Here is a 24280-nt window from a genome sequence, read left to right as displayed (position 1 = left end):
CGTCGGCCCGACAGCGCGGCCGAGGCGACTGCTCAAGGGTGCGGTGCCGTGGCCCGGATGCCGGCCAGTACCACGCCGACGATGCGCTCCGCGTCCGGGCGGGTGAACTGGCGCACGCCGCGGTTGACGATGAGACGCACCGGGCCGGAGATCATTTCGCCGAGGAAGGAGCTGTCGACCGGGGGGAGCTCGCCGCGGCCGACGGCGAGGTCCACTCGCCGCCGGATGGCGGCTCCGCGCTGCTCGAGGATCCTGGCCACCGTCTGCCGGACGGCGGGGTTCTCGCGGGTGGGCTGGGTGGCCAGTTCGAGGGCCCGGCCGAACGGCGTGTTCAGGCCGCCGGCGAGAGCCACCAGGTAGTCGACCAGGTCGCGCTGGATGTCGCCGGTGTCGGCGATGGACGCGAGATCCTCGGCGTATTGCAGCAGGGCCTCGGCGACCAGTTCCTCCCGGTCGGGCCAGTTGCGGTAGACGCTGGTCTTGTGCACGCCGGCGACCTCGGCGACCTCCTCGTAGCGGAAGCCCGCGATGCCGTCGCGCGCCACGAGTTCGGCGGTCGCGGCGAGGATCTGCGCCCGCACCCGCGCGTTGCGGCCACCGGGGCGCCGCGCGGGCGGCCGGTCCGCGGTCCCGTCGACCATCGCCGCGCTCACCTCCTGTTTCGTGTTCGGGTGCCGATTGTCGCCAGCCGCGGCGTTGCGGTGCAAGCCGGGCATACGTATGCTCACTAAAAGCGACATATTGTTTCTTTTAGTTATCGGTCGCGCATCCCTCTCAGCGAAACTGGAGCGCACACGTGAACATCCTCGTCTCCGGAGCCGGTATCGCCGGGCTCGCCTGCGCACTCGAGTTCGGCGCCCGCGGCCACGACGTCACCGTTGTCGAGTACGCCCGCCGGCTCCGGCTCACCGGCACACCCATCGACATTCGCGGCGCCGCGATCGAGGCCGTGGACAGGATGGGACTGCTCGCGAAGATCCGGAAGCAACGAGTCCGGGTGTCCGAGCTGACCCGGTTCGTCGACAGCCGGGGCGAGCCGGTGGCCCGGATCCCGATGGCGGAGATCAGCGACTCCGACGACGACATCGAGCTGCTCCGCGAGGACCTCGTGCGCATCCTCGCCGATGCGCTTCCGGATACCGCGGTGATCCGCTTCGGCGACTCGATCGAGACGCTGACCGACAGCGGCGACGTGCGTTTCGCCTCCGGCGACATCGGGCGGTACGACTTGGTGGTCGGTGCCGACGGCCAGCACTCCGCGGTACGCGGGCTGGTGTTCGGGCCCGAGGAGGACTACCTACGGCATCTCGGTGTCTACTTCGCTCTCGCCGATCTCCCCGGCGAGGCGCATTCCGGGGGCGCGAACTCTATATACAACGTCCCCGGCCGGATGGCAGGCGTCTTCCGGTACCGAGGCAAGGCCGTGGCGAACTTCCAGTTCCGTTCGGCGCCCATCGATTACGACCACCGCGACCTGAACGCACAGAAGAAGATCCTCCTCGACGCCTTCGCCGGCCACCGGTCATGGCGGATCCCGGAGCTGCTCGAGGCGGCCCGCGCCGATCCCGGCTTCTTCTTCACCTCCGCGAGCCGGATCCACCTGCCCTCCTGGCACCGCGGCCGCGTCGTCCTCGTCGGGGACGCCGGGTACTGCCCGGCCTACCTGTCGGGCCGGGGCACCTCGCTGGCGCTCACCGGCGCTCGCTTTCTCGCCGAGGAACTCGAACGGTGCGGCAACGACCACACAACCGCGTTCGCGCGGTACGAGGCCCGGCTGCGGCCCTACGTCGCCTTCGCCCAGGACCGCGTCGAGGGCGGCCGCGACCGCATAGTGCCGGCCACCTGGGCCGACATCGCCGCCCGTAACCGGGCGCTGCGAGCACTCGACACCGGCATCGCCGAAACCCAACGCGCCGAAGAGAATCCATAATGACGGACACGTTGGAAAACCCCGCCGTCCGAGAACACCGCTGGCGTGGACGCCTCATCCTCTGGGCGGCCGTTCTCACCCTCGCCAACGTCCTGGCCGACGTGGTCATCGGCTCGCCCATGATGGTCCTGCCCCAGCTGCTGGAGCATTTCGACACCGACCAGGCCGCGTGGCTGAATGCGAGCGCGATGCTGGCCGGGGCGATCTGGTCGCCGCTGCTCGCGAAGAGTTCCGACCTCTTCGGCAAGCGCCGGATACTCATCGGCACGCTGCTGCTCGCCTGCGCGGGAGCGCTGGTCTGCCTCGCCGCCCCCAACGTCTGGATCTTCCTGGTGGGCCGCTTCTTTCAAGGTGCCGCCTTCGCCGCGGTCTTCCTCACGGTGACTCTCGCGCGCCAGATCTGCACCCCGCGAGTGGCGATGGCCGTGGTCGGGGTCGTGACATCCGGCTCGTCTCTCGTCGGAATCATCGAGCCGTTCCTGATGAAGCCGATCATCGATGTGTTCGGCTACCGCAGCGTGTTCATCGTGGCGGCGCTGCTCGCCGCCGCGGCCGCACTCTGCGTGCGTTCGTTCCTCCCGGAGTCGCCTATCCGCGGCACCGGCCGGATCGACGTGGCCGGTGCGCTCCTGCTCGGCGGCGGACTCGGCGCGATACTCGGCTACATCAGCCTCGGGAGCGACCTCGGATGGTCGTCCGGGGGCATGATCGCGCTGCTGACGGCCGGCGCCGCGGCGTCGGCCGGCTGGGCGTTGCGCGCGCTGCGGGTCGACGAACCCCTCATCGACATCCGGGCACTGAGCGGCCCGATCCTGCTGACTCTGCTGGCCCTGGTACTGGCGGCCGGCTCCTTCCGGAGCATGCTGCAACTGACGAGCATCATCGCCCAGGTGTCCCCCGACCTGGGCCTCGGCTACGGGCTGGGCGACGGAGAGGCGATCGCGGTCCTGCTCGCCACGCCCAATATCGGCATCGTCATCGGTGGTGTCTGCGCCGGATGGCTCGCCGGCCGGTTCGGTCCCGCGCTGCCCCTCCTCGGCGGCATCGCCGTCGGGGCGGTGGCTACCTTCGCGATGCTGGCGGGCGTATCGGCGCTCCCACCGGCGATCGCCTGCGGCGCCGTGATCGGCATGGCCGCCGGCGCGATCGGCGCCTCCGGCTACAACCTGGCGACCAGCCTCGAAGCGCCCGAGCGTCAGGGCACGACCGCCGGCCTGGTGTCGGTCGTGCTCGCCCTCGGCTCGGTCGTCTTCACCATCGCCGGAGGCGAGATACTCAAAGCGACCCAGGTTCCCGGCACCTTCGCCGACGGCGACCCGGCGAGCACGGCAACCGGCGTGTACCTCTACGTCACGATGGCAGGAGTTCTCTTCGTCCTCGCCGCGGTGCCTGCGATCATATTGACGCGCAACCGATTTCCCGCACCGGCCGGGCCTGGGGCACCACGGCGACCGGAATCCGCGGCCGGGCGATAGCCCGGAACGGATATCTTCGCGCTGCTGGCATTCGGACACCTGCACCACCGGATCCGGCGACAACCCGCCCGCACCGATGAGCGGAAACGCTTCGCCCCCGCACCGGAATGCTGAACGGCGACAACGGATCCGACTCAGGCCGGGCCTCCGGACAATTGTAAGCGCGCCTCCCACAGTTCGGGGAACACGTGGTGGGTGGCGACGTCGCGCAGCCATTCGACGCCGGCGGTGCCGCCGGTTCCCGGCTTGTAGCCGATGATCCGCTCGACGGTGAGCAGGTGGAGTCGGCGCCATCTGCCGACGGTTTCGGCGAGGTCCATCAACGCCTCGGCCCAGCGCACCAGGTCACCGGAAACGGTCTCCTCCCGATAGATCCTGGCCCACGCCGACCGCACCGCGACCGGATCGCGATCGTGCCCGGCGTCATCGTCGGCGAGCAGCCCCCGGCGGACCAGCACTCCCAGGGCGTCGTCGTAGGCGCTGGCGTCGTGCAGGGCGCGGTACACCTCCGCAGCGACGGCCGGCACGCCGTCGTGCCGCGCCGCCATGGCCGGCGATTTCGCCCCGAGGGCGAACTCCAGGGTGCGGTATTTGTAGGAGCCCAGGCCGGAGGCCTCGCCGAGCGCATCCCGGAACGAGTTGAACTCCGCCGGCGACAGCGTCGACAGCAGATCCCAGAACCCGCACAGCAACCGCATCCCGGCAGTGGCCCGGCGCAGATGCCAGCCACAGCGACCGAGATCGTCGACGACCATGCCCTCCTGGGCGGCCCGCACCTCACCCAGGACCAGGGAGAACAGCAACTCCATGGACTGACCGGCGAGATAGAACGACGATTCCGGCTGATGCTCGGTGCGCGGCTGATGCAGAGCATGCAGCAGGGGGATGCTCTGGTAGTCCAGGTACGGTCGGCCGGTCGCGGCGGGCAGCCGGGGCGCGTTGTCGTACAGGGCGCGGAACTCGGCCGGAACCTTTCCCTCCTGGTACCACCGACCGAACCTCCTGTCATATTCGGCGAACAAGGCGGGGTCGGAATGCAGGAACAGGATGTCGTGAAAAGCCATCCGGCGCAGGACGATCAGCGGCACCGGTGACCGCGAGACCATGAAGGACGGATTCCAGTACCCGGGCTCGGGGCATTCCGGATGGAACTGGCCCACCATGAGGCCGGCCGCCACCACCTCGCGACGAATCCGGCGCTGCGCGGCGTCGAGGAGCCGCCAGCGGTGCCTCGGCAGCCCGTCCATCACCGTCACGAGGCTGTCGAGCGGCTCCCTACCACCGGACGCCGGAAACTCGCCGAAACGGTGCACCTGACGACGGAGGGCCGCGACCAATTCTTCTATGCCGTCTCCAGATTCGGCACGCAAGCATTCCGTTCGGATCGCTCCGGCTTCGTCGGCGGGCCGCACGAACGGGCACACCGGCCCCTTCCGCCCCAGTTCGTCATGCGCCCGAGTGAGACCGGCCATCCACTCCGCGACGGCCTCGGCGACATCGGCCGGCATGGTGCACAACTGCATGACACGCCCCATCTATCGCTCCCTCCGGGCAGATCGAGAATTCCGTCCACGCGGCAGGTGCTCGGCATAATGCGTGACGCGCGTTGAGCATTCGAAGGACGAAGGCCGGGCCCGGTAGTTGATCCGTACCTCCGACGCACCCGAAATCGGTAGGCCGCGGCCTGGCATGACCACGACTTCATCATCGGTCGCCGATGGGCTGCTGGGGAGTCCCCCGCGTACATAGCCGCAATTCGTTTGCCGCATACGGTCATCACCCGGACCGAACCGAGGCGGGCCGACGTGCGGCGGCGCCCGGCGGGTCGACGACCGGTATCACACAAGATCGACGGCCGGCCGAAATATGGGATCCCGCTGCTGCGCAACCGGTTACGTGCGTAGGCCAAGCAGATCGAAGACGGCGTGACCGAGGACGGTATCGGGCCGATCGAGGTCGAAAACGAGATCGAAGTGATTGCGCCCGGCGACGACGAGATCCGTCACGCTGGTGCGTGGCGCGAGAGCGGCGGCCGCGCGAGCGTGTTGCCATGCGAAGGCGTCGGTCTCGTGCTCGCCGCGGGCGACGATCGTCGGCGGCAGCCGGCCGGGCAGACGGTCGAGCGGGCTCAGCCGTCGCGCCGTCGGCGCATCGAGGCCGAGCGCGTCGTTGATATAGGTGCCCACGAGCGGCTCGAGATCGTAAATGCCATCGAGCAGAACGGCTCCGGCGATCCGCTCGCGCGGTCGGGTGCCGTCGATGCTCCACTCGTCGAGCAGGCCGGTCAGTGCCAGGTACGCCCCTGCCGAACTGCCGGCGAGAATGATGCGTGCGGGTTGAATACGCCAGGTGGCGGCGTGTGTCGTCAGATATGCGATCGCGGTGCGCACACTGTCGATGATTGCCGGCAGGTCGAGGTCGGGTGCGAGCCCGTGGTCGAGTGCGGCGTACGCACAACCGGCGCGGGTCAGGCCCGCAGCGGGAAAACTCGCGTCCCTTTTGCCCAGTTGCTGCCAGTAGCCGCCGTGGACGAAGACGAGTAGAGGTGCGTCGGGATAGCGGGCCGGGAAGAAGTCGATCGTGTCGCGACGGCGGCGACCGTATCGCACGACCGTGGGCGGAATCTCCTGGCGCGTACGGGCACTGCGGGTAGCGTATTCGTCGAGCAGGCCCGGGAAGTCGGCGACGAGCAGGCTCGGCGAGTACTCCTGATCGCGTTGCGCACAGGTCCATCGGCGCCAATAGTCGGCGGCGACCGAATGCGCGCGACGCGGCCGCGGCGTATCGGTCATGTCTCGCAGCGTTCGATCTCCGCGAGCAGATCGCGCAGTACGGATTCATCCGTGGCGGGGCTCATGACGGTGGCACGCAGATAGCGGCGACCGTTGACGAGGGAGGACGCCAAGTGGTGGGTGCCACCGGCAATGAGCCTGTCGCGCACGCGGATCTGGTGGGTGTCATCGGTACCGTGGCGGAAGCAGACGATATTGCTCTCCGGCGGAAACGGGGTCTCGAAGTTCGGATGGTCGCGGACCAGTTCCCAGAGCCGCTGCGCCATCCGGTGGGTCGCGGTGATGTATTCGCCGAGCCCTTCCTGTCCACGCCAGGCGAGGTTGAGAAAGAGCTTGAGGCCGAGTTCGGCCTTGGCTCCCTCCACGGTGCGCAGCATGAGGTCGATTCCCGTGCGCTGGTCGTCGAAGAACAGATAGTCCGCGGGCTGCCCGAATGCCTGCCCGAGCGCCGCGGGGCGGCGGACGAGGACCGCGGCCGCGAGCGTGGACGTCCGCAACATCTTGTGCGCGTCCCAGACAACCGAGTCCGCCCATTCGATTCCGGCGAGATGGTGACGCAGGCCGGGAGACAACAGTGCGGAGCATCCGTGAGCACCATCGACGTGTAGCCAAATCCGGTGGGCCGTACACACTTCGGCGAGAGCGCCGAGGTCGTCGTAGAGGCCCGTGGCCGGGGCGCAGGCATTGGCGACCACGGCCACGACGGTTGCCCCGTCACGGTGCAGGCCGTCGAGGACGGCGGGCAACCGGCCGATGTCGATGCGGCCCCGGTCATCGGTCGGTGCGGCCACCAGGCCGCGACGTCCCATACCCATGATCCGGACCGCCCGGGCGATGGAGACGTGGCTGGTGCCGGGCGCGACGATCACCGCGCGCCGCGAGACGCCGTCCTCCCAGGCGTCGGGCAGCGCGACGGCGCGGGCGGCGAGCAGCGCCGTGAGATTCGCGAGGGAACCGCCGTGAACGAGGACGCCTTCACCGGCGGCGGGCGACCATCCGAGCATGGTCAGCATCCAATCGATCACGGCGAGTTCGACTGTCGCCGCGGCGGCGCCCATCTCATACAACGACATGGCGTTGTTGGCGACCCCGTGCACGAGATCACCGAGCGACGACGGGACATCGGGTACGGCGCATTGGTGCGCGAGATACCCCGGGTGATGCAGGCGGGTGCCCTCGTCGAGGTAGGCGGCGAGGAATTCGTCGAAGGTCTCGGGCGTCATTCCGCCGCTGCGAATCCAGTCGGCCAGTTGCAGGCGCGCGGCCACGTCACGGGGCGGCCGGCGCCGGATCACGGGCGTGCGTCCGGCTCGGCTCTCTTCCACGTACCGGTTGAGGGTTCGAGCGGTTCTGTCCGCCGCATCGATGAACTCGTCGCCATCCCACCCCGCGCACCCGGATCGGTTCGGGCCGTTGCCATTTCTCACCGCCGTGCCGCCGGGTCCGTCGCCGTGAGCAGGCCGGGGTGAACGCCCAGCCCGAGCGATGCGTCGAGGACCGCACCGCGCAACACCCGGGCGCTGTCGCCACACAGCCAGGCGATGAGCTCCCCGATCTCGTCGGGGTGGACGAGCCGGCCGTCCGGCAGTCGCCGGATCAGACCGCGGCGTCCCGAGTCGTCGAGATGATCGAGTGTGCTCGCACGCAGCATCGGAGTGTCGGTGGCTCCCGGACAGGCACAGAAGACGTCCACCGGGTCGTGTGCCAGCTCGGCCGCCAGATGGCGGGTGAGGTAGGCGATCGCTGCCTTACTCATTCCGTCGGCGTAATCGAACCCGGGAAAAGCGGCAACACCGCCCCCGACGCTCGATACCAGGACGACCTTGCCCCAACCGCGGTTCACCATGCCGGGCACCAACTCTCGAACCAGTCCCAGCGGCCCCAGACAGTTGACCCGGAAGAACACTTCGTCCCGGCCGGCCTCGTTCGCCTGCGTTCGCACGCTCGCCGTACCCACCGCCGCGTTCGCGACGAGTACGTCGACGGGACCGGGCAACGCCGCGAGGAGAGAGCGAATACCGTGGGGCCGGAGATGATCCAGCGGAAACGCGGCATGCCCGAGACCTCGCGAACAGGTCTCGAGATCCGCGACCACCGCCGCCGCCGCATCCCGGCCGCGGCGATAGGTGATCCAGACACGATGACCATGCCGAGCCAAAGCCCGCGCCGTCGCAGCCCCTATACCACTGGACCCACCGGTCACCAACGACGTGCGAACCGTTTCACGCACAGCGCTCGCCCCTCCCGATCCCGGCACGGCGGAATCGCCTTCCGCCCAACCACTTCCGCACCGCCGTACCCTCGGCACGCGCAGGCCGCACCGACCGGTGCGCAGTCGACTCTCCCACCGCCGGTCGACGGAATGCAGAGAACGCAACGCATGACGACCATGTGCGCCGCGCATACCGGTCGCGAAAGTCGCTCCGAGATGCAGCATCGTCCTCGAAGGCGATATCCGGTCCGGGACAGACGGTACGGGCGGGCAGTTGCGTTCATGTCCCTCCCGCTGCGGGCCACGGCTAGCTCATGGAGACGTCCACCTTGTACAGCACGGTCTTCTTGTCGGGGAGACTGACGGTGCCTTCGCCGCGGGCGAGCTTGTAGTCCCGGGTGCCGCCGATGACGGCGCACGGTTGGCCCTCGGTGGATCCCAGCTCGTGCTTGGCGTGGCACGTGAGGAACAGGGCGCCGCCGGACAGTTCCAGGGTCACGTCGCAATTGGAGTACGCGTGGGGTGGTGTGTCCTCGCTGAGTCCGGTGACCTTGCAGTCGACCGCGGCGGTACCGGCGGGTTTGCCCGATTCGTCGGTCAAGTCCTCGTCGATGACGAATGCGTCGCCCAGCTTCGGAGCCGCCGAAGCCGTGTCCTCCATTCGGGTGGCCTTCAGCACGAGCGTCTGGTCCGCCTGGGCGCTCGCCGGCGCGGGCAACCCGATTACCACGGCGGCACAGGCGATTCCGGCCAGCGTCGCCGCCGACAACGGACGAAGAATCCTCCGGTCGAACCTCATCGATTACCCCTGTCTCGTCGTATGAAGTAACAGCGGAATCCAGCGGAGCAACCCTAATACCGGCGAGCGCACCGTCCGGGCATCCGCACCGAACCCCGCCACGAATCGGCGTTTCGCGTAGTTTCGTGGACGATGCACACCGGCGCGAGGTCGACCCTGCGCGCGGAGCGGCACCGGCAGCGTGGTTGCGGCGGCATGCGAAAGAGCGCTGCCCGTTCGACATCGTCCGGCCGGACGGTGCCCGAGCGCGGCTGAATGATCGGTAGCCGGTCCGTGGGCGCTACTTGTCGAGGGTGCCGCTGACATCGCGGACGTCGCCCATGCGCAAGCCATCGTCCCCGAGCGGCGGAAGATCGTTGGCCGCGAACAGGTCTCGGGTGCCGACTGCGTTCAGCAGCCCACCGCGGGCGGTCGGGTAGGGGGCCGCGTCGTTGCGCTCACCGAAATATCGCAGGAGGCAATCGCGGCGGTCGCGCATTTCCCGAATGTTCGCGGTATCTCATCGACAGACTTGTAGACAACAGGAAAGACCGGCATATCCGCACACGACAGGCGATACCGGAAATAGTCAGGCGCCCAACTGCTGCGACCGAATTGCGGACGCACAACGCGAGGGTATGGACTCACGGAGCCGCAGGCCGCTAGACTCCCAGACAGGCTCGATAAGCACCGGTTCCGGGCAGCTCCCGCAGGCGGTGGGGCCGTCGGAACCGCCACGTAGCCGGGCTGTTCCCGGAGCGGAAAATTCTGAAAACCAGATAATCCTGCGCGATAGTTTTTCCGGTTCCGCACGTTTCTTCTCATTTTCGGATCCGGAACTCTCATCGGCCTCGACACTCCCCTCTCCGCGCCGAAAATGCATTGCCGGGCGCTGCCGGCACATGCCGTGTTCCGCGAAATCCGGAACACGGCATTTCGGGAGCGCCGCACCGAGTACAGGAAGGAGGTAGTGATGCCCGTTCTATGCCGCCCCGCCGTGGCCGTCCCCGAGCATGTCGTCACACTCGACGACACCCTGGAACTGGCGGTGGAACTTCACCCCGATCACGAGCAGCTGGACCTGGTGGTCCAGCTGATCCGCAACACCGGCGTCCGCACCCGCCACATCGTGCAGCCGATCGAGGACACGCTGCACCACCCCGGTTTCGAGACCCGCAACCTGATCTACGTGCGTGAAGCGAAGGCGCGCGTGCCCGCCGTGGTCGAGCAGGCCCTCGCCAACGCCGGACTGCCACCGGCCGAGATCGACGCGATCGTCTTCGTGTCGTGTACCGGATTCACCATGCCGCCGCTGACGTCGTGGATGATCAACGATCTCGGATTCCGTTGCGACACACGGCAGATCCCGATCGCCCAGCTCGGATGCGCGGCGGGCGGCGCGGCCATCGGCCGCGCCCACGACTTCTGCCTCGCCCACCCGGGAACCAACGTGCTGGTCGTGGCCTGCGAGTTCTGCTCGCTGTGCTATCAACCCAGCGACACCACCGTCGGAAACCTGCTGTCCAACGGGCTGTTCGGCGACGCGATAGCCGCCGCTGTCGTCGCCGGTGAGGGCGGTACCGGATTCTCGCTGGAACGCAACGGCACCCGGCTGGTACTCGACACCGAGGACTGGATCGCCTACGCGGTCAAGGACACCGGATTCCACTTCCTGCTCGACAAGCGGGTGCCGGGCACCATGGAACAGCTCGCTCCCGCGCTGCACGACATGGCGGCCCGATACGGCTGGGACTGCTCGGCGCTGGATTTCTACATCGTCCACGCCGGCGGCCCCCGCATCCTCGACGACCTGTCCCGGTTCCTCGGCGTCGATCCGGCCAGGTTCGCCTACAGCCGCGCCACGCTCACCGACTACGGCAATATCGCCTCCGCCGTCGTCCTCGACGCGCTGCGCCGCTACTTCGACGACGGTGCCGCCTTCGACGGCGCTCGCGGCCTGCTCGCCGGATTCGGGCCCGGCATCACGGCCGAAATGACCCTCGGTAGCTGGACCACCGACACGCGTTCGGAACCCGAACCCGGCCGGGCGGAACGACAACGACCCCGGCCGCCCGCACACATGATGCGGGCCACCTGAAGGAAGGCGGAGACGACCGTGACCACCCCGACTCTCGATCTCGGCGGCGACCTCACCGTCAACCGGCTCGGCTATGGTGCGATGCACCTGACCGGCCCCGGGATGTGGGGCCCGCCTGCCGATCCCGACGCCGCCATCGCCGTGCTGCGCCGCGCGGTCGACCTCGGCGTCGACTTCATCGACACCGCCGACTCCTACGGCCCGGGCTACAACGAACGCATCATCCGCGAGGCCCTGCATCCGTACCCCGACGATCTCGTGATCGCCACCAAGGGCGGAATGCTGCGCACCGGGCCCGCGGACTGGGGCCACGAACCCGGACGGCAGCCCTACATCGTGGCCTGCGGCCGACCCGAATATCTGCGCCAGCAGGTCGAACTGAGCCTGTACAACCTCGGCCGCGACCGGATCGACCTCTATCAGCTGCACCGCATCGACACCGCCGTGCCGCTGGCCGACCAGCTCGGCGTCCTGGTCGAGTTGCAGCAGCAGGGCAAGATCCGCCACCTCGGCCTGTCCGGGCAGCCCGAGGTCACCATCGACCAGATCGACCAGGCCCGCCGCATCGCCGATATCGTCGCCGTGGAGAACCTCTACAACATCGCCGACCGCGCCGGGGAAGAGGTCCTGCACTACGCGGAGGCCAACGATCTCGCCTTCATCCCGTGGTTCCCGCTCGGGCACGGCGACCTCGTCGGTCCCGACGGCATCCTCACCGGCGTCGCGGCGGACTTCGGCGCCACCCCCGCCCAGCTCGGCCTGGGCTGGCTGCTGCACCACTCCCCCGCGACCCTGGTCATCCCCGGAACCACCTCGATCACTCATCTCGAGGACAACATGCGCGCCGCCACCCTCACTCTCGCCCCCGATCGATGGGACGCCCTCGCCGAGTTGTGTTCCCACTCCACCCCGTGGCGGCCGACCCCACACACCGGACAGGAGCGCCGCGCATGACCGCCGTCGTCCACCCGCACAGCGCGATGCTGCGCACGATCTACGCCGACCTGACCCAGCTGGAACGGTTCGCCACCGACGACATCGTCCTGCACCCGGCCGACCGCGACCGGCAACCCCGACAGGTGCGGGGAAAGCACGCCGTGGCGGCGCACGAACACGCACTACTCGATCGCACCGACAACACCCTCGTCATGGACGTCACCGATATCGTCGCCGACGACTACTTCGGTGCCGTTCTGGGCACGCTACGCGCGAGCCGCCCGCGCACGATCGCGGTGCCGTTCTGCGGGCTGTGGCGCTTCGTCGGCGGCCGCATCGCCGAGCACTGGGAGAACGCCCACGACCTCGCGGCCTTGGCGCACCTGCGGGAGCCCAAATGAATTGGCCCTCCTCGGGTTTGCTCCCCGCTCGACGGCTGGGCCGGATACTTCTCCTCGGACACGTTCGATCCGCTACAGCCGACCGCTCCGCTCGTGACGCTTCGCCCGCGGTAGGCATGAACGAAAGAGGTGGTTCGGGTGAACTTCCCTCCGGAGGCCGACGATACGGCGGGAGATTCGCGCCCGGTTCACGTCCTGCTGACCGGCGGGCCCGCGGGGCTCGGACCGGTGGCGCGGGCGACCGAACGCGACCGGGTAGCCGGTCGTCTGATCGTGGACTTCCACGGCCGCCACTGGCATTTCGTGGCCACCGGGGCCGGCACCGAAATCGACGGGCAGATGCTTCCGATCTACAGCTGGAGTTATACGACCGCCATCGCCGAGTAGCGTGCGCCGGCCTCGACAGCCGCGGGGTTGCCGGGCGAAAAGCGGCAACGGCAACCATCTTCGCCTCATCGATCGGGAAACTGTAAGGCGCACACCAGTTCCGGGACGTGGGGTAGCAGTTCGTCGCAGAGTGCTCGGCGGCGCTGCCACACTCGTTCGAGTAGATGGGGTGCCACCAGCAGCTGGTCGGTGACCGATCCCGCATGCTGTTCGACCCAGGAGAGCAGGTGGTAGCGCAGTACGGCGGATATCGGGTGGGGGGCGGTGTCGGCCGCGTCGCCCACCAGTTGGATCACGATGCGGTCGGCACGGGCCGCTCCGGCGGTGCGCGCCAGGGCCAGATTGTCGTTCCAGGCGGTGAACTGGCTGTCGCCGGCCCGGGTCGCGGCCGCTATCGCGTTGATCAGGCGCTGCTGGAAATATCGTTCCACGGAGTGCGCCAGCGCCAGGCACACCCGGGGCATCGTGGGATCGGCATCCGCCGGCGGCGAGAACTCGGGTGCCGGCGACCGGTCGTCGCCGGGGCGGGCCATCGCGTGGGCGGTGTCGAGCAGGATGAGTTCGTTGTCGCCGCCGGCGCTGAAATAGGCGTGCACGAGGCCGTGGTAGCCGTTGAGCCGATCGTCGGCCACGAAGCCCACGGATCCGCTGCGCGCGCGGCACATCGCGATGACGTCCGCGCTCATCCGGGTGGTCGCGGCCTTCAGCAGCGGCAGGTCGGGGTCGACCGCCGACCAGGGCGCCCACGTCGTGTCGGCCCGCGCCGAGGGAACGATCCGGTCGACTCCCGTGACATGGTTGGCCAGGACCGTCGAAACGTAGGCGCCGGAAAGGGATCCGAGAACCGCCTCCTGCTGTGACCGATAGCGCATCAGTGGCTGCTCGGGAGCGAGCCGCCCCATGGTCAACCGGCCTGTCGTATGCGTATGCAGGAGGATGGCCGATTCCCTGGCGACGCCGGCCGCCGCGGCGATGATGCTGCGCCAGACGTGCGGCGCCGGAGCGCTCATCGTCCGGGTGAGCCGGGCGGACGGGTCCGGCCCGGCGGCGCCGTTGTGTGCCCGGGGTGCGGCTGGTCGCCGACGCGGGCGGCGGGTCTCCGCGAATGCGCGCACCGCCGAGGTCGCCGCGCCGACCGACCGGAGAATCAGCGGCACACCGGCCGCCGAATCATCGGCGCCGGCACGAGGATCCGGGGGCTGAACACCGTGGTCGGCCGGATCGCTTGCGGGATCGTGGAATCGGCCCGCCCCGTCGATGCGGGCGCCGTTGCTCAACCAGGAATGGAACGGAATCCGCTTGTAGCAGAACCGCGTATAGGCGAAGTCGCACGCCAGCGCCGAGGTCGCCGGGGCCGGGGTGATCTGGACTCCGCCGGCGACGGCGCCGTGCCGATCCTTGATCGGCAGCACGAAGGTGAATATGCCGCAGTCGGTTCCGCCCACGATCAACCGCGCGTAGACCGCCGCGATCTTGGGGACTGCCGGATGACCGGCGCTGTTGGGGAACTTCGTCGCATCCGGGTCCGGTGTGTGCAGGATGAATTCCCGTGTCAGCGGGTCGAAGCGGGCCTCGGTGCGCAGGTGCACCTGACTGTTGCTGCGGGCCGCCTCGGTCATCAGCGCGCTGCCGAAACTGGTCATCGACTGGAGAGCCGACCGCAGTTCGTCCAACCCCTCCGATCGGCCGTGCGGGTCCGAGGCAAGGATGGGGGCCAGCACCAGGGTGTAGTGCACGAGGAGGATATGGAACATCGCGGGGTCGGCACTCGCCGCACGCGCCAGCAGGGCCGCCAGCGCCGGTGGCTGCGCGAGCAGGACGTCGGCCCGCGGCGCCGCCTTCCCGGCCTCCGCCGCGCGGGCGTACGACAGGCCGATCCGTTGCTGCCGGTTGAGATCGTCGGGCTGATGGAAGAAGCCGGCGGGTATTGCCCGAGATAACCAGGTGGCGATGCCGTCGGGTCCCGAATAGTGCTGTGGCGGAAATACGAAGTGTCGCAGGCTCTCCTGCGCCGACTCGGATCTCGCTGTGACGATCGGTTCGGATTCTGTGCTCATCTCGCCGCCTCGGATGTCAACTCGGTTGGCGTGCCCGGTCATTCGTTCGGATGCTCGGCCTCGGTGATGTCGACGCCGGGACATCGCGGCCGATGTCGTGGTGACCGGGTATCCGACGCCCCTGGTGATGGTCGGCATGGCTGCGTTCCCCTCCGGATAAGGGGTGGCGAACCGACGGTAGGCCCTACAGGGCGGTCGACGGCAAAATTTCTTGGGCATGCGTCCATTGAAAACTCTTGGGTGACAAACCTTTTTGGCCGACCCGCCCGGGGCCGGGGTTACGTTCACGGTCGGTGCTCCGCCGCGCGGCGGGTCGTCTGCTTCTCGTCCCGGACATGCCACTGTGAGAGGGGAAGATCATGGTGACGGACACGTTTCGAACGGGCCTGCTCGACCTGGCGCTCGTTCCCAGGCTCACACCCGATCTCACCCTGCGAGCCAGTCAATGGCTGGCGCAGCTGGCCGGGGTGGACGCGTTGTTCCTGCCGGATCATCTGGTCGGGCTCCTGCCCAGTTCGGTGTGGCGGCCCGAGGACTTCGGCGCCGCCCGGCTGACGCCGAATGCCAACGCGTTCCACGAACCCTGGACGGCGCTCGGCTACGTTGCCGCGCAGAACAATCTGCGCCGGCTGCGGCTGGGCATCGGGGTGACCGACGCCGGGCGCCGCAATCCCGCGGTGACCGCGCAGGCCGCGGCCAGCCTGCACCTGTTCACCCGCGGCCGGGCGATCCTCGGCCTGGGCCCCGGCGAGCGGGAGAACAACGCGCCCTACGGCGTCGCCTGGGATACGCCGGTCGCGAGGTTCGAGGAGGCGGTCGAAACCATTCGGGTGCTGTGGGAATCGGGCGGCGAGCCGGTCACCCGGGACTCGAAGTTCTTTCCGCTGCGCGACGCCGTCTTCGACGTCCCCCGCTATCGCGGGACCAGACCGGAACTGTGGATCGGCGGCCACGGACCGCGCATGCTGCGTGCCGTGGGCCGGTACGCCGACGCCTGGTTTCCCGCCTATCCGCAGACGCCCGCCCAATATCGAGAACATCTCACCGCGGTCCGGGACGCGGCCTCGAACGCCGGCCGCGACCCCCGTTCGATCGTTCCGGCGGCGATGCTGTTCGTCATCACCGGGCTGAGCGACGACGGAATCGAGGAGGCCGTCGAGTCGGTCGCCGCGCGGGCCTTCGGATTGTGTATGTCGTCGGAGGTGTGGGCCCGGCACGGGGTGCAACACCCGCTGGGCGACAACTTCTCCGGAATCCAGGATCTGTTGCCGCACTTGCTGGATCGCGACACGGTGCTGTCGTATGCCGAGAAGGTCAGCCCGGCCATGGTGCGCGACTATTGCGTCGTCGGTAAGCCCGATGAGATCCGTGACCAGATCGCGGTGTGGCGCGATCACGGTCTGCGCTACCCGGTGCTGGTGAACTTCAGCTCGGTCCACCCGAAGTTCGGCCCCGTGCTGACCTCCAACCTGCCCATCATCCGGGCCCTGCGCAAACTGCGGCAGTTGTAGCCGGACCGGCCCGCTACCGAGGCCCCGCTACCGGGGCCTCGAGGCGTGTCCGGCGGAGTTCCGTGAACGGCCGAGGTCGGCCCGCTGCACGGCCAGCGAGCAGGCGGACCCGATGTGCCGGAGATGGTGGTTCGCCGATATCAGGTTGAGCCTGTCCACGTGGTCGCTCACCGCGATCGCGGCGCGCGTGTCGCCACTCGCGTCGGTGACTCCGAGGGCAAGGCATCCGATGTCCGGCACGTAGTTGCCCAGGCTGGAGACGACGCCGTGGGGGCCGGTCGGCATCGTCTCCTCGGCGAGCGCCGCCATTTCCGAGCCGGTGCGCGACGGCCTGCCGCCGGCCCGGACGGCCCGATCCACCGGCTGTGCTCCGGATCCGGCCGACAGCAGAACCTTCCCGATCGCCGTACAGTGCGCCGGGGCCCAGTCTGCGTACCGTGACGGCGTCCGAATAACCCTGTGCCCGAATATCTTCGCGAGGTACCACACCTGACCACGCCGCAGCACTCCGAGATACACGGCCCCGCGGGTGCGGTTGTGCAGATCGACCAGGAATGGAATGGCAACGGCCCGTAGCGATCTGGCGTCGAGATCGGACTCCGGCTGGAGCCAATCGTGGATGCGGCCACCCACCGAATAGGTCCCCTGGTCACTGGCGATCATGTTGTGCGCGAGCAGAACTTGCAACAGCCGGTGAGCCGTGGACCTGGGAAGCTCGGCGCGCCGGGCGATTTCTGCCAGCCGGACCGGCCGTCCGGCGTCCCCGAGTATCTCGAGCACCGTGAGCGCCCGGTCGACGGCATTGGCCCCGGCTATCTGTGGTTGCGTATCGATACGATCCGGGCGATTCATCGGGCGTACCCGGCCGAGCCGTCGACGTCGTCGAATGCCATGGCGATATCCTGTCTCACGGATCGGGGATTCGGAGGCGAGCAATTCCAGGGCGTAGCGCAATTCAGGGCACAGCACGATGCAGGACACAGCGCCGCCGTGTGGATCGGCGACGGTTCTCAGAGTAGGAGCGGTCCCGGGAGCCGCGCCCAAAAATTGTTGGGCACGACAAACTTCCGGCGTAGTCGATCCGGGGCCGATCCGTGCTCGGGCCGGACCGGACGGGCGACCGGACCGGCTAGGATCGTCGCCGGCGATCGCGGAGCCACACCGCGCCACCGACCAGCGCGGCGGCCACGACCGCGGGCTTGCCGAGGCCGTTGCCGTAGGCCCCGGCTCGTTGCAGGGCCGCCGGTTGAACGACCGTGGCACGCACGCCGAATCGTCCGGAGGACAGATCCCGGAACACCTCTCTCGCCTGCCCCGCGACCGTCACGCCACCGATGAAGAACTCCATGGCGTGGCGCGCCAATTGCGGCCTGGACAGCGTCTCCGACAACAGATTTCGCATCACCGGGCCGAGGCATTCCTCGAACTCCACGATCGGGCTGATCTGCGGGGCGAAGCAGCGTATCGATCCCTCGACATTGGAAAAGGACTTGCCGAGCAGACCGACGAGCGGGCTGGATCGGATGCCGCGTTGCGCGGAGGCGCGAAGCACGGCGCTCAGCGTCGCGCCGAAGCTCAACTGCTCGAGCGAGGAGGTCACGAGCCTCGGCACCAGCAGGGACATATCCTGTGAAAAACCCTCGATATCCGCCCACTCGGTGCACTGGCCGGCCTCCATCCAGGCCCGCGCGAGAGCGTTTCCGTCATTTTGGGCGATGCTCGTCAGAATCAGCAGCAGCAGTGCGCTGAGATGCCGGTCGAGGCGGCCCACCATCCCCCAATCGATCAGCCAGGCCCCCGCGCCGGGGTGCACGAATATATTGCCGGGATGCGGGTCGGCGTGGAAGTACCGGTGCACGAAATAGCTGTGGTACATGAATCTGAGGAGATCCCGGCCGATCGCCTCGCGTTCGTGATCGCTGAATGTTCCGGGGTCGACCGCGCTGATCCCGGCTCCGGGCGCCATGCTCTGGAGCAGAACTCGAGGAGTCGTATGAATGACCTCGGGTACCGAGATGTAGGCAAAATCCCGGGCGAGGCGCCGAGCTTCCTTCATATTTTCCGCTTCGACCGTGAAATCCAGTTCGGGACGCATCGCATCGGTGATCACCCGGATGACACTCCCTATGTCGATGACCGCGTCGAGCCGGGGAAACAGCCTGCTGACGATCGCGCCCGTCCGATGCACGTGGACCATATCGGTCAGCACGCGGGCTCGCGTCCCCGGACGCTGTATCTTCAACACGGCATCGGTGCCGTCCGCCAGGGTCACGCGATACACCTGTGCGAGCGATGCCGAGCCCAGCGGATCGACCGTATCGATATCGGCGAACCAGCTCCGCCAGTCGGGCCCCAATTCCTCGCACAGTACGGGCTCGAACAACTCGAACGGTTCGACGGTGACGTTGCTCTGCAGCGCCTCCAGTTCCGCGATCATCTCGCCGGAGACGAAATCCGGCCGGGTGGCGAGAACCTGACCGATCTTGGTGAAGAACGGTCCGAGCTCCTCGAGCGTTTTCCGCACGGTCACCGCCCGCTGCGACCGGCGCCGGGCCATCCGCTGCTCGGCGGTCCCGTCATCGTTGTGGGCGGCCAGGAAATCGGCCGCCAGCCTGCCCGCCAGTCCCGCGTACAGAATGCCTCTGCGCAGGCTCATGCGGGTGTTCGACGCGGTGCGTCAGACCTGTCCTCGTCGCGGGCCGAATCGCTCGGGTCCTGTCCGAATACCGCACGCACCGTATGCCGGGCACCGCGTTCGATGCCGCCGGAATTGTCCAGGACCGCATCCGCACAGTCCTTGGCCCCGTCGACGCATTCCTTCGCTCCGTCCAGGACGCGACCGACATACTTGACCAAACCGGTCCGTTCCGTAGCCATTGCGCTCTCCTTACGTAATACACAAACACTCATTCCGTGGTGGATCGGCCGTGTGCGCTCCTTTCTGTCCGGTCGACGGCCAGCGACCGCGCCAGCGATACGCCGAACGCATTCAGCGCCAGGTCGGCATCCCTGACGATGCCGGCGCTGATGTGGAATACATGGCCCTGATCGGTGTATTCGCTGTACCGCACGGGGATCCCCGCCGCGCGGCACTTGTCCCGGAGCCGTTGCGACGAACGCCGCAACGGGCAGAGCTCGGCGGTATCGAGGACCATCGGAGGAAGGCCGGCCATATCGGCCAGCAGCGGAGACATTCTCGGATCGCTGGTGTCGGCGGAGGCGCAATAGGCGTCACTGAACCGGTTGAGCAGTTCGGTGGTCAGCACCGGATCGCGGTTGTGCGCCGGGAGGTCGACCCGAGCCTCTTCTCTCAGATCCAGCGCGGGACAGATCATGCCGAGCACGGTGGGCAGGGGAAGACCTTGTTCACGTGCCGCCACGGCCAGGGACAGGGTCAGCCCGCCGCCGGCCGAATCGCCGGCGACCACCACTTCGCCCTGCGACTCCACTTCGCCCTGCAACTCGGGCACGTCGTCGACCAGGGCCGAGTACAACGACAGCACGTCGTCGACGGCCGCCGGGAACGGATCCTCCGGCGCGAGGCGGTAGTTCGGAACATAGGCGACCGCGCCGAGCTGGTCCGCCAGGCGGCTGACCAGGCCCCGATAGGTGCGTGCGTTTCCCAGGCAGAAACCGCCGCCGTGGATATACAGCAGCATCCGCCCGGGCACGGTCTCGCACGGCGTGTGCACCTCGGTGTACAAGCCGCCGACGATCTGCCGGGTGACACCGACACCGGATTTGGCCGGTATCAGATGGGAGAGCAGTTCGTGCCGCCGGCGAAGCTCCGGTATCGTCGCGCGGGCCGAGAACTCGCGTGCCGCGATGATCCGGGCATATCCTCTGAGCACGGGCCCCGGAACAGGTATCGAAACCAACGGTTACCCCCTTACCGGCACAGCGGCTCGTTGCCAGAGCCGCGGTAGTTCGTGTAATCCGGGAAAAGCGGTATCCACCGCAAAGAACACATTCGTCACGCCGTTGTAGGCACCCGAGAACATGGAAATGGGACAGTTACTCGGCAATGTCGAGAAGGGAACGATCTCGGTCACCGGGGCGCCCTGAAAACTCAGCGGCCGGTACACGGACAGATGGGACGTACAGACGATGGCCCGCGGCGGGCTCAGCACCTGGAGTATGTGTTGCTGTAATACCCGTGCCGGAGTCACATCGTGCAGCACGCGCATCGCCGCGCGATGGCGCGGATCGCGCTGCGTCCGCGCCGCCGCGATCACGTGCTCCCACTGCCGAGCGGGATCGTCGAGATGGCAGGGCAGGGAGAACGGCGCGAAGGTGAACAGGTTGCCGGGCAGATGCACCTCATCGGCGCGATGCAGATCGACCATCGCCAGGGCCGGGATCGGCCGGCCCACGGCGGGGGGCCAGTATTCTTCGCTCCAGGTGCGCAGCGCGGCGGTCAGACGGGCCAGCACGGTGTCGCGGCTGCGGCCGTCGGGGACCGTGACATCGGGCCGCAACGAATCGGTGGACACGCGGATCCGCGCATCGGTACGGGTGCCGTGCATCGGCCGGTTCGGATCGTTCCAGATGTTGTTGACGGCCAACGATCCGACGACCTTTGCGGCGACGTCGCGGAAGGCGGCGGGCCCCGGCTTGCCGGACGCGTTGTGCGGCACGGACTTCGGCTCGGCCTCCGCGAACAGTGTGTGCAGGGAGTGGGCGACTCCGGCGCCGTCGTGAGTGGTGTGGTGAGCACGATAGGCGATCGCGAAACGCCCCTCCGCATGCCCCCGCAGCAGCCACATGTCCCACGGCGGTCCCGTTGCCGGCAGCGGGATCGCCGGCAGCTCCGCCAGCGTGGCCGCATACTCCCGGTCTCCGGGGTCGAGCGTCTTCTCCCGGACGCGGGCGTCCATGTCGAGCCGGGGGTCGTATTCCCAGTGTGGGCGCAGACCAGGCCCTTTCAGATAGTGGGTGAGCCGGGGAAGCGCATCGAGGCGGGTCGCGACGTGGCGGCGCAACTCGTCCACCGAGGGGGCCCGGCCCTCCAGCTCGAGTACGCATCCCACCGTCATGCTGCGCCAGCGCCGGGAGAGATCGTTCATCGCCCGGTCCATGGGTTTGGCGCGGAAGCGAACACTCACGGCGACACCTCCGGGGAAGGACGTGGATGACTTGGAGACGACACTTGTTAATGTCCAGCACGACCGCCCGCCGCCGATTCGGAGATACCGGACATTCTTCGGCGACGGAATCCGCACGGCTGCACCAGGTTACGCTGGTGTTTTCCAATTGGCTTCTGCCACATGATGTTACCGCCGTCGCGCTACACCGGACAGTACTGTTCCATACCGTGGAACCGCGCGTCCGGTCCGAGCGGCCGGACCAGGACCGGAGGTCAGCCGCCGAAAGCGCTGTATGCACTCCTACTTTCGGGCGAGACAGCTATCATCAAGCATACGAGCGGGGCCCGGGGACACTGTGATTCGAGGAGGCGTCGTGTTTGATTCACTCTCGTCGAGAATCGACAGGCCGACTGTGGGCGAGCGGATCGAATTACGGCGCAGGCAGCGCGGATTGTCGCGGCGGGTGGCGGCCAACCTCGTCGGGCGCAGCGAAGAATGGCTCCGGCTGGTCGAGATCGGGCGGCAACGACTCGACAGCATCGAACTCATCGCGCGACTGGCGGCGGTACTCCGCATCGACAATATCAACGAGTTGATCAGCCTGCCCGTTCCTCCGGTGGCTCCCCATACCGACACGACCGGCGACACGGTGCGGGCGATGGGGCGAGCGATTCTCGAACCCCCGGCGTTCCTGGTACGGGGCGACGGGCCGCCGGTGGCCGAGTCGCCCCAGGAACTGCTCGACAGGCTGTCGCAGTGCCGCCAGGCCTGGATATATTCCGACAGCAGATACTCGACGCTCCGCCGACAACTTCCGCCGCTCATCACGGCATACCGGAATTGCCGCCGGCACCTGCCCACCTCCGATACGGCCGACCCGCTCACCGATGCCTATCATCTCGCCCGGGAACTGCTGACCGATCTCGGCGCCCACGGCCTGGCGTGGACGGTCGCGGACCGGGCGATGACGCTGTCGTCGGACGTGGAGCAACCCTTGCGATTGGCCGCCTCCGTATGGCATACGTCCAACGCCCTCATGCATATCGGCCAGGTGGCCGAGAGTCGCGAGTACGCACTGGCCGCCGCCCGGTTCCTGTCCGTGAGTTCGCAGGGTTTCCCGGATCGGGCCGTGCTGACCGGTGCCCTGCAACTGTTGGCGGCGCAGGCGACGGCCGCGGCGCACGACCTTCCCGCGGCGACCGACCTGATCGCCTCCGCGAATCGGCTGGCCCGTGAACTCGGGACCGATTATTACCGGTACGGTGTCGCCTTCGGCCCGACGGAGATCGGTATCGCACGAATCGAAATGGCTCTGGTTCGCGCCGACTTCGACGAGGCCATCCGCATCGGCACCGAATTGGAGGTCGGCGACGACCACCCGCTGAACGGCCGCCTGCGGTACTACGTCGCGCTGGCCTCCGCATACACGAAGCACGGTGACGACGTCGCGGCGGTATTCATGCTCGCCCGGGTGGCGGAGGCATGCCCGGAACATCTCCGGTACGACTCGGGCGCCTGCGCCACCCTGCAACGTCTCGTACAGAACGACAATCGGGTGATCAGCCGGGAACTTTCCAGGCTCATGTCCCTCGCCACCCTGGGCCGGTCGGCCTGATTCGGCTGCCCGACAGCGGTTTCGGATCGCGGGCCTCGCGTCGGGCGGCCGAATGTGCCGGTTGGTTCCATGGTATGGAACGGCGGCTGCCCGGAATGCGGCATGGTCGGTATCGTCAAGTGGCAGAAGCTATTTGGGGAAACGTCATCGGTCACAGGACAATTCCGCCGGAGGGGGTCGGATGACTTCTCGCACACAAGATCTGGCCGGAATGGTAGCTCTGGTCACAGGCGGTTCGCGGGGCATAGGAGCCGCTGTCTGCCGCGCACTCGCCGACGACGGCGCCATGGTCTCGGTGAACTACCGGACCAGCAAGTCCCAGGCCGACCGGGTCGCCACCGATATCGCCGACCGGGGCGGGCGCGCCGTTGTGCTACAGGGCGATGTCGCCGATTCCGATGCCGCGCAGGGTCTCGTGCGGCAGACGATCGCCGAGTTCGGGGGCCTGGACATCCTGGTCAACAACGCGGGTATCGCCGACAGCAAGCTGCTGCGCGACTGTGGTCCGGGCGACTGGGCCACTGTGATGAGCGTGAACTTCGGCGGGGTCTTCCACTGCACCCGGGCCGCGCTGGAGCATTTTTCCGCTCGACGCAGCGGAGCGATCATCAATACCTCCTCGGTCATGGACTCCCGGGGCTGGGTGGGTGAGTCGGTGTACGCGGCGTCCAAGGGCGCCGTCAGCGCCTTCACCCGCTGTTGCGCGCTGGAGGCCGCGCCGTTCGGCATCCGGGTCAACGCCGTCCTGCCCGGGTTCACCGAAACAGATCTCATCGATACCTATCTCGAGACCGCGACGGCCAGAAAGATCCGCGCCCAGATTCCCGCCCGGCGGTTCGCCCGGCCCGAGCATATCGCCGAGGTCGTTCGCTTCCTCGCCGGTCCGCGTGCCGAATTCCTCAACGGCGCACTGATTCCCGTCGACGGCGGCATCACCGCGGCGCTCGGGCACGGCCGACCCGGGCCCTGAACACCCCACACCACCGGGCCATCACCCATCG

The 24280-nt window shown here is 68.0% G+C and carries 22 protein-coding genes; 9 read left to right on the top strand and 13 right to left on the bottom strand.

Translation table 11 applies throughout. The features are described from left to right. Positions 1-32: 32 nt before the first annotated feature. Positions 33-641 carry a TetR/AcrR family transcriptional regulator gene (locus D892_RS0119050; protein WP_024802783.1) on the bottom strand — a complete coding sequence of 203 codons (609 nt, stop codon included), beginning with the start codon at positions 639-641 and terminating at the stop codon, positions 33-35. A gap of 155 nt (positions 642-796) precedes the next feature. On the opposite strand from D892_RS0119050, the gene D892_RS0119045 reads away from it, so the two are divergent. Further along, positions 797-1930 carry an FAD-dependent monooxygenase gene (locus D892_RS0119045; protein ID WP_024802782.1) on the top strand — a complete coding sequence of 378 codons (1134 nt, stop codon included), beginning with the start codon at positions 797-799 and terminating at the stop codon, positions 1928-1930. After that, positions 1930-3405 (top strand): MFS transporter, encoded by a 1476-nt coding sequence (locus tag D892_RS0119040; RefSeq protein WP_024802781.1) that lies wholly within the window; start codon positions 1930-1932, stop codon positions 3403-3405. The genes D892_RS0119045 and D892_RS0119040 overlap by 1 nt, the downstream gene beginning before the upstream one ends. Positions 3406-3539: 134 nt before the next feature. Here the strand turns inward: D892_RS0119040 and D892_RS45335 are convergent, their stop codons facing one another. The 6 genes from D892_RS45335 to D892_RS0119010 all read right to left on the bottom strand — a co-directional run bounded on the left by D892_RS45335 (position 3540) and on the right by D892_RS0119010 (position 9686). Beyond that, positions 3540-4940: a tryptophan 2,3-dioxygenase gene (locus tag D892_RS45335; protein ID WP_198036930.1), complete on the bottom strand. Its 1401-nt coding sequence runs from the start codon at positions 4938-4940 to the stop codon at positions 3540-3542. A 357-nt stretch (positions 4941-5297) separates the two neighbouring features. Beyond that, positions 5298-6197: an alpha/beta hydrolase gene (locus tag D892_RS0119030; RefSeq protein ID WP_024802779.1), complete on the bottom strand. Its 900-nt coding sequence runs from the start codon at positions 6195-6197 to the stop codon at positions 5298-5300. Further along, entirely contained in the window at positions 6194-7522 is a 1329-nt protein-coding gene (locus D892_RS0119025) for a pyridoxal-dependent decarboxylase (RefSeq protein WP_156959574.1), read from the bottom strand. Before D892_RS0119025 ends, D892_RS0119030 begins: the two co-directional genes overlap by 4 nt. Before the next feature lie 98 nt (positions 7523-7620). Further along, entirely contained in the window at positions 7621-8601 is a 981-nt protein-coding gene (locus D892_RS0119020; RefSeq protein ID WP_084161603.1) for an SDR family NAD(P)-dependent oxidoreductase, read from the bottom strand. Positions 8602-8716: 115 nt separating this feature from the next. Beyond that, on the bottom strand, positions 8717-9208 hold the full coding sequence (locus D892_RS0119015; RefSeq protein WP_156959573.1) for a hypothetical protein: 492 nt from the start codon (positions 9206-9208) through the stop codon (positions 8717-8719). A 280-nt stretch (positions 9209-9488) separates the two neighbouring features. Beyond that, positions 9489-9686, bottom strand: a complete 198-nt coding sequence (locus tag D892_RS0119010; RefSeq protein ID WP_024802775.1) for a hypothetical protein — start codon at positions 9684-9686, stop codon at positions 9489-9491. Positions 9687-10160: 474 nt separating this feature from the next. Here D892_RS0119010 and D892_RS41505 point away from each other — a divergent pair, with 474 nt between their 5' ends. The 4 genes from D892_RS41505 to D892_RS41495 all read left to right on the top strand — a co-directional run bounded on the left by D892_RS41505 (position 10161) and on the right by D892_RS41495 (position 13009). Next, positions 10161-11285 carry a type III polyketide synthase gene (locus tag D892_RS41505; protein WP_051499780.1) on the top strand — a complete coding sequence of 375 codons (1125 nt, stop codon included), beginning with the start codon at positions 10161-10163 and terminating at the stop codon, positions 11283-11285. Between the two features lie 81 nt (positions 11286-11366). Continuing rightward, complete coding sequence (locus tag D892_RS41500; protein WP_084161601.1) at positions 11367-12239, top strand: aldo/keto reductase; 873 nt, start codon at positions 11367-11369, stop codon at positions 12237-12239. Further along, positions 12236-12622 (top strand): nuclear transport factor 2 family protein, encoded by a 387-nt coding sequence (locus D892_RS0118995; RefSeq protein WP_024802774.1) that lies wholly within the window; start codon positions 12236-12238, stop codon positions 12620-12622. The genes D892_RS41500 and D892_RS0118995 overlap by 4 nt, the downstream gene beginning before the upstream one ends. Before the next feature lie 138 nt (positions 12623-12760). After that, entirely contained in the window at positions 12761-13009 is a 249-nt protein-coding gene (locus tag D892_RS41495) for a DUF5988 family protein (protein WP_024802773.1), read from the top strand. Between the two features lie 65 nt (positions 13010-13074). Here the strand turns inward: D892_RS41495 and D892_RS0118985 are convergent, their stop codons facing one another. Beyond that, positions 13075-15066 (bottom strand): acyl-CoA dehydrogenase, encoded by a 1992-nt coding sequence (locus D892_RS0118985; protein WP_198036928.1) that lies wholly within the window; start codon positions 15064-15066, stop codon positions 13075-13077. 359 nt (positions 15067-15425) lie between these two features. On the opposite strand from D892_RS0118985, the gene D892_RS0118980 reads away from it, so the two are divergent. Then, positions 15426-16577, top strand: coding sequence for an LLM class flavin-dependent oxidoreductase (locus tag D892_RS0118980; RefSeq protein WP_024802771.1), 1152 nt, complete (start codon positions 15426-15428; stop codon positions 16575-16577). Between the two features lie 27 nt (positions 16578-16604). On the opposite strand, the gene D892_RS0118975 is transcribed toward D892_RS0118980, so the two are convergent. The 5 genes from D892_RS0118975 to D892_RS0118955 form a co-directional block, all read right to left on the bottom strand. Beyond that, positions 16605-17429, bottom strand: coding sequence for an IclR family transcriptional regulator (locus D892_RS0118975; protein ID WP_024802770.1), 825 nt, complete (start codon positions 17427-17429; stop codon positions 16605-16607). Positions 17430-17706: 277 nt separating this feature from the next. After that, positions 17707-19233 carry an AarF/ABC1/UbiB kinase family protein gene (locus tag D892_RS0118970; protein ID WP_024802769.1) on the bottom strand — a complete coding sequence of 509 codons (1527 nt, stop codon included), beginning with the start codon at positions 19231-19233 and terminating at the stop codon, positions 17707-17709. Then, positions 19230-19454, bottom strand: coding sequence for a hypothetical protein (locus D892_RS0118965; RefSeq protein WP_024802768.1), 225 nt, complete (start codon positions 19452-19454; stop codon positions 19230-19232). Before D892_RS0118965 ends, D892_RS0118970 begins: the two co-directional genes overlap by 4 nt. Before the next feature lie 29 nt (positions 19455-19483). Continuing rightward, positions 19484-20428, bottom strand: coding sequence for an alpha/beta hydrolase (locus tag D892_RS41490; protein WP_024802767.1), 945 nt, complete (start codon positions 20426-20428; stop codon positions 19484-19486). Positions 20429-20458: 30 nt separating this feature from the next. Next, a complete protein-coding gene (locus D892_RS0118955) occupies positions 20459-21799 on the bottom strand; it encodes a wax ester/triacylglycerol synthase domain-containing protein (RefSeq protein ID WP_156959572.1) in 1341 nt (446 codons plus the stop codon). A gap of 238 nt (positions 21800-22037) precedes the next feature. On the opposite strand from D892_RS0118955, the gene D892_RS0118950 reads away from it, so the two are divergent. Together D892_RS0118950 and D892_RS0118945 are read left to right on the top strand one after the other, a co-directional pair. Continuing rightward, entirely contained in the window at positions 22038-23279 is a 1242-nt protein-coding gene (locus D892_RS0118950) for a helix-turn-helix domain-containing protein (RefSeq protein ID WP_198036927.1), read from the top strand. A gap of 181 nt (positions 23280-23460) precedes the next feature. After that, positions 23461-24249, top strand: a complete 789-nt coding sequence (locus tag D892_RS0118945) for a 3-oxoacyl-ACP reductase family protein (RefSeq protein ID WP_051499103.1) — start codon at positions 23461-23463, stop codon at positions 24247-24249. Positions 24250-24280 lie beyond the last annotated feature (31 nt).

It is taken from the genome of Nocardia sp. BMG51109 (assembly GCF_000526215.1).
GTDB lineage: Bacteria > Actinomycetota > Actinomycetes > Mycobacteriales > Mycobacteriaceae > Nocardia.
Note: the sequence above shows the minus strand (reverse complement) of the source record. Positions and strands in the feature narration are given on the sequence as shown.